This window comes from Saccharomonospora iraqiensis subsp. iraqiensis, from assembly GCF_000430445.1.
In the GTDB taxonomy this organism is placed as follows: Bacteria; Actinomycetota; Actinomycetes; order Mycobacteriales; family Pseudonocardiaceae; genus Saccharomonospora; species Saccharomonospora iraqiensis.
Map to the genome: position 1 here is coordinate 39,430 of NZ_KE387066.1, position 5,508 is coordinate 44,937.

Genomic DNA, 5,508 nt, shown 5'->3' on the forward strand with positions numbered 1-5,508 from the left:
CGGGCAGCTCCGCACGCCCGGACAGCATCCCGCCCGCCGCCCCGCACACGGCCCCGACCAGACCGGACAGCGGCACCAGGGCGGACAGCCGCCGGGTGACCTGGCGCGCCGCCACCACCGGAGCGACCAGCAGCGCCACCATGAGGATCGCCCCGACGGTGCGCACCCCGAGCACGACGGCCAGCGCCAGCAGTCCCGTGCTGACCACGTCCACCGCCCAGGTGGGCACGCCCGCGACCGCGGTGAAGCCCGGGTCGAACGTGGCGCTGCGCAACAGTCGGAACCCCACGGTCACCACGGTCAGCGCGACCGCACCCAACACCAGCGCCACGGCGATGTCCCGCTCGGTCATCCCGGCCGCCTGCCCGAGCAGGTAGGTGTTCAGTCCGGCTTGGGCGCTGTCCCCGGTGTCGGCGATGTGCGTGAGCAGCACGATCCCCAGGGTGAGCGAGATCGACAGCACCACCCCGATCGCCGCGTCCGGGCGCAGCCTGCCGACCCGCTCCAGCGCGATCATCGCGAACGCCGCCAGCGCCGCCGACACGGTCGCGCCGAGCAGCAGCGTCTCCGGCACCGCGGCCCCGGTCAGCAGGAACGCCACGGCCACCCCGGACAGGGTGCCGTGGCTCATCGCGTCGCCGAACATGCTGCGGCGGCGCAGCACCGCCAGCGGCCCCAGCGCCCCCGCGACGAACCCGACGACCGCGGTGCCGACCACGACGACGGCGTCCGGGTACGACAGCGGCAGCGCCGCCAGCACCGTGCCGATCATGAGTCCAGCACCAGCGGCGCCATGCCGTAGGCCCGTTCGAGGTGCGCGGCGGTGAGCACGTCCTCCGGCGGCCCGGAGGCGATCACCCCACCCGCCATGAGCACCGCGTGGTCGAACCGGGTCAGCACGGTGCGCAGGTCGTGGTGCACGGCCACCACCGAGACCCCCTCCCGGCAGAGCCCGGTGAGCAGTTCCAGCAGCACCGACTCGGTGCGGGCGTCGACGGCGGTGAACGGCTCGTCCAGGATCACCAGCTCGGCCCGCTGGGCCAGCGCACGCGCCAGGAACACCCGTTGCCGTTGGCCGCCGGAGAGCTCGTCGAGGGGACGCTCGGCCAGCTCGGCCACCCCGACCTGCTCCATCGCGGTGGCCACCAGGTCGTCGTCGTCCCGGGTGAGCCTGCGCAGCCAGCCGCGGTGCGGGTAGCGGCCCATCTCCACCACCTGCACCGCGGTGATCGGGAAGTCGTGCGCCACGGCGTCCTGCTGGGGGACGTAGGCCACCCGGCGGCGCACCTGCCGCAGCGGCGCGCCCAGCACCCGCACCCGCCCCCGCACGGCCGGGACCAGCCCGAGCGCGGCCTTCACCAGCGTGGACTTGCCCGCACCGTTCGGTCCGACCACCGCGGCCAGGACCCCGGCGGGGATGTCCACGTCCACCCCGTCGAACACCGTGCGGCCGCCGTAGGAGGCGCTGACACCGGACAACGACAGCGCGGCGGGCGTGCCGGTGTCGGTGTCCGGCCGTCGCCGGGTGCGGGTCGGTCTCATCGCAGGCCCTCCACGATCCGGTCGATGTTCGCGCGCACCATGCCGAGATAGCTGCCCTCGGGGGTGCCGTCGTCCCCCGCCGAGTCCGAGTACAACGGCTGCCCGAGCCGGACCTCGCCGCCGCGCTGCCGCACCGCCGCGAGTACCGCGTCCAGCGTCCTGCCGGGCACGCTGGTCTCCAGGAACACCGACCGCACACCGCTGTCGACCACGGCATCCGCCACCCGCGTGACGTCGGCGGTGCCCGCCTCCTCCTGGGTGGAGATGCCCTGCACGGCCACCACGTCCACGTCGAACGCGGCGCCGAGGTAGCGGAAGGCGTCGTGCGAGGTCACCAGCACGCGGGAGCGGGGTGGGATCGTCGCGATGGCGGCCTCGGCCTCCTCGGCCAGCGCCAACACCCGTTCCCGGTAGTCGCCGCCCGCGCGCCGGTAGTCGTCGGCGTGGGCCGGGTCGAGCTCGGCCAGCCGGGCGGTCACCGCGTCGACCACGTGCGCCCAGAGTCGCGGGTCGAACCACACGTGCGGGTCGTGTTCCTCCTCCGGCGCGGACCCGGCGGGGGGAGCCAGCAGCCGGTCCTCGGGGATCGCCTCGCCGACGAACAGCACCGGCTTCTCCCGGGCGAGCCCGTGCAGCGTGCGCATGAGCGAGCCCTCCAGGTACAGGCCCACGGCGAACACCGCGTCCGCGGCCCGCATCTGCCGCAGGTCACTGGCCCGGGCCTGGTAGAGGTGCGGGTCGACACCCGGGCCCATGAGCCGCACGGTGCGGACGTGCTCGCCACCGATCCGCCGCACCGTGTCGTCCAGGAAGGTGGTGGTGGTGACCACTCGCAGGGGTCCGTCGGCGTCGTCCAATGTTTCGATGATGCCCGGCCGGACGGCGTAGGAGACCGCACCGCTCACCGCCAGCACGGCGACGACCGCGACGGCGGCGACCGCGCGGACGTGGGCACGCCGTGTCGCCCGTCGGCGGCGCGCGAGCGACCCCGCCGGACCCTCCTCCTGCATCATCACCCCTTTTTTCGGCAGCCCGAAATCTATCGTAAGCCCAGACGAAGATCGCGGCGAGATCCACCCGGGGCCCGGCGGTGCCCGAGCGGGACGTCAGCTTCGTCACGGTCGCGACGACCAGGAACTTCGCGCCGATCGACGTCGTTCGATCCGGTAGGGGCCACGGCAGACGGGACACCGCCGGAGGCCCGACGTCGAGGGGACCGCCGGAAGGAGGCAGGCACGTGCACTTCCATCGCAACGGGTTGAAGACAGCGCTGCTGCTCGGCCTGCTCAGCGCCCTGATCGTGCTGATCAGCGGGTTGTTCGGCCGTACGGCGCTGATCCTCGGACTGCTGGTGGCGCTGGGCGTCAACGGTTACGCCTACTTCAACTCGGACAAGCTGGCCCTGCGGGCGATGCGGGCACGGGCGGTGTCCGAGGCCGAGCAGCCCGCGATGTACCGGATCGTGCGTGAGCTGGCCACCTCGGCGCGGCAGCCGATGCCCCGCCTCTACGTCAGCCCCACCGCGGCGCCCAACGCGTTCGCCACCGGCCGTAACCCGCGCAACGCCGCCGTGTGCTGCACCACCGGCATCCTGCAGCTGCTCGACGAGCGGGAGCTGCGCGCCGTGCTCGGGCACGAGCTCTCGCACGTCTACAACCGTGACATCCTGATCTCCAGCGTGGCCGGGGCGCTGGCGAGTGTGGTGAGCTTCCTGGCCAACATGGCGATGTTCGCGGGCATGTTCGGCGGCAGTCGGGAGGACGGCATCAACCCGTTCGGGGCGCTGCTGCTGGCGCTGCTCGGGCCGGTGGCCGCGGGCATCGTCAAGATGAGCGTGAGCCGCTCCCGCGAGTACCAGGCGGACGCCTCCGGCGCCGAACTCACCGGCGATCCGATGGCGCTGGCCTCGGCCCTGCGCAAGCTGGAGCGCGGGACGCAGGCGCGGCCGCTGGAGCCGGAGCCGAAGGTGGTGTCCCAGTCCCACCTGATGATCGCGAACCCGTTCCGGCCGGGGGAGAAGTTCTCCCACCTGTTCTCCACCCACCCGCCGGTGAGCGACCGCGTGCGCAGGCTGGAGGAGATGTCCCGGCGCTCGCTGTGACCCGTCGGCCGATCGGCGAGCGTGCCCGGCGGGTCAGCCGGAGGCGCCCGCCGCCAGGGCGACGTCCATCACGTAGTCGCCGTAGCCGCTCTTCGCGAGCTTCGCGCCGAGCCGGTGGCACTCGTCGGCGGTGATGAATCCCATCCGCAGCGCCACCTCCTCCAGGCAGGCGATCCGCACCCCGGTGCGGTGCTCCAGTACCTGGACGAACTGGCCCGCCTCCAGCAGGGAGTCGTGCGTGCCCGTGTCCAGCCAGGCGAACCCGCGACTGAGCTCGTTCAGCCGGGCGCGACCCTGCCGCACGTACTCCATGTTCACCTCGGTGATCTCCAGCTCGCCCCGGGTGGAGGGCCGGAGCCCGGCGGCGATGTCGACCACCTGGTTGTCGTAGAGGTACAGGCCCGTGATGGCCAGGTTCGACCGCGGCTCGGCGGGCTTCTCCTCGATGGACAGCAGCGTGCCGTCCCCGTCGACCTCGCCCACGCCGTAGCGCTCGGGGTCCTTCACGGCGTAGCCGAACAGCGCGCACCCGTCCAGGTTCCGCGCCTGCTCCTGCAGCAGGCCGGAGAAGCCCCGGCCGTAGAAGATGTTGTCGCCGAGGATGAGCGCCACGTCGTCGTCGCCGACGAAGTCGGCCCCGATCACGAACGCCTCGGCCAGCCCGTTCGGGCTGGGCTGCTCGGCGTAGGCGAGGTCGAGGCCCCACTGACGGCCGTCCCCGAGCAGCCGCCGGAAGTGCGGCAGGTCCGTCGGCGTGGAGATCACCATGATCTCCCGGATGCCCGCCAGCATCAGCACCGACAGCGGGTAGTAGATCATCGGCTTGTCGTAGACGGGCAGCAGCTGCTTGGACACCGCTTGCGTGATCGGATGCAGCCGGGTGCCGCTCCCGCCCGCGAGCACGATGCCCTTCATCCGCCACTCCCGTGTCACCGCTTCACCCTGCCGCCGGGCAGCGTATCGCCTCCCGTGGTGCCGTGAAGGACTCCTTCCCTGCGTTGAGTGCCGTGAAGGAGGCCCTCGCGGCGTCCGACGCAGGCAAGGGGGCCTTCACGGCACTTGGCAGGAGCACGGCTACGGGCGCTCGTCGCGCTGGCGCTCCCACTGTTCGCGCATCTGGCGTTTCACGTCGTCGAGGTCCCAGCGGTACTGACCGCCCGGCGTGACGATCGTCGGAACGAGTGAACCGTCCCTCGCGTACCGCGCGATGGTGCGCGCCGACAAACCCAGTTCGTCAGCGACTTCCCTGCTGGTCAGGAGCTTGCGCGCGCCCATGTCTCGGACGCTACGGATTGTCTTGGATGTCTCGCTTGTCGCTTGACCTCGATAGCGTCAAAGTCTTGAATAGCGCACAACGAACTTGCTGGCTCAGATGTCCGATTTGGGGGAGCTATGGATGGCGAGGCCCGGAGGGCGATGCGCGGAAAGCTCGCCACGCCGATGACGAAGGAGACTGGCTTGCGCGCGGCGTTGCGCCGGGGGTGGTTCCGGTGATTGCGCGGGATCGGGAGTTGTTGTGTCGGGCGGCGGAGGTGATGCGGTCGTTCGGCCCGGTGGTGGTCGAGTTGCTGGGGCGGCAGGACGGGGGTGAGTTGCCGGCGGGTCCGGTGCGGGAGGTCGGGGACGCGTTCGCCGCGTTGGCGGGGGAGTTCCTGGGCCGGGCCGACGAGCTCGACGGTGGTGCCGAGGATCGGGTGGTCGAGGGTGGGGACGGTGTGTGGTGAGGCGCCGACGGTGCTGTTGGGCCGGGTGGGTTCGGATCCGCCCCGGTGGCCGGCGGTCGACCCGGACGCGGCGGGGCTGTGTCCGCCGGAGGTGGCGGTGATGCGGCGGGTGCTGGCCGCGTTGCGCGCCTGGGGCACCGC

At 72.2% G+C, this 5,508-nt stretch carries 7 protein-coding genes; 2 read left to right on the forward strand and 5 right to left on the reverse strand.

All coding sequences use genetic code 11. The features are described 5' to 3' along the window. The 3 genes from ACTIR_RS22040 to ACTIR_RS0106495 all read right to left on the reverse strand — a co-directional run. Positions 1–772: metal ABC transporter permease (locus ACTIR_RS22040; RefSeq protein WP_034238698.1), on the reverse strand; the 772-nt coding region annotated here is incomplete at its 3' end. Further along, complete coding sequence (locus ACTIR_RS0106490) at positions 769–1,542, reverse strand: metal ABC transporter ATP-binding protein (RefSeq protein WP_026453649.1); 774 nt, start codon at positions 1,540–1,542, stop codon at positions 769–771. The genes ACTIR_RS22040 and ACTIR_RS0106490, both read right to left, overlap by 4 nt. Continuing rightward, a complete protein-coding gene (locus ACTIR_RS0106495; RefSeq protein ID WP_084789342.1) occupies positions 1,539–2,552 on the reverse strand; it encodes a metal ABC transporter solute-binding protein, Zn/Mn family in 1,014 nt (337 codons plus the stop codon). The genes ACTIR_RS0106490 and ACTIR_RS0106495 overlap by 4 nt, the downstream gene beginning before the upstream one ends. Before the next feature lie 227 nt (positions 2,553–2,779). On the opposite strand from ACTIR_RS0106495, the gene htpX reads away from it, so the two are divergent. Next, entirely contained in the window at positions 2,780–3,643 is an 864-nt protein-coding gene (htpX, locus tag ACTIR_RS0106500; RefSeq protein WP_026453651.1) for a zinc metalloprotease HtpX, read from the forward strand. A 33-nt stretch (positions 3,644–3,676) separates the two neighbouring features. On the opposite strand, the gene rfbA is transcribed toward htpX, so the two are convergent. Together rfbA and ACTIR_RS0106510 are read right to left on the reverse strand one after the other, a co-directional pair. Then, a complete protein-coding gene (gene rfbA / locus ACTIR_RS0106505; protein WP_026453652.1) occupies positions 3,677–4,558 on the reverse strand; it encodes a glucose-1-phosphate thymidylyltransferase RfbA in 882 nt (293 codons plus the stop codon). Positions 4,559–4,717: 159 nt separating this feature from the next. Further along, positions 4,718–4,918, reverse strand: coding sequence for a helix-turn-helix domain-containing protein (locus tag ACTIR_RS0106510; RefSeq protein WP_007025151.1), 201 nt, complete (start codon positions 4,916–4,918; stop codon positions 4,718–4,720). 215 nt (positions 4,919–5,133) lie between these two features. Here ACTIR_RS0106510 and ACTIR_RS0106520 point away from each other — a divergent pair, with 215 nt between their 5' ends. Then, entirely contained in the window at positions 5,134–5,367 is a 234-nt protein-coding gene (locus tag ACTIR_RS0106520; protein WP_026453653.1) for a hypothetical protein, read from the forward strand. Positions 5,368–5,508 lie beyond the last annotated feature (141 nt).

Bases quoted from the DNA above. Each gene is read 5' to 3' on its own strand.
- ACTIR_RS0106490 (WP_026453649.1), bottom strand. From the start codon at position 1,542: ATGAGACCGACCCGCACCCGGCGACGGCCGGACACCGACACCGGCACG.
- rfbA (WP_026453652.1), bottom strand. From the start codon at position 4,558: ATGAAGGGCATCGTGCTCGCGGGCGGGAGCGGCACCCGGCTGCATCCG.
- ACTIR_RS0106510 (WP_007025151.1), bottom strand. From the start codon at position 4,918: ATGGGCGCGCGCAAGCTCCTGACCAGCAGGGAAGTCGCTGACGAACTG.
- ACTIR_RS0106495 (WP_084789342.1), bottom strand. From the start codon at position 2,552: ATGCAGGAGGAGGGTCCGGCGGGGTCGCTCGCGCGCCGCCGACGGGCG.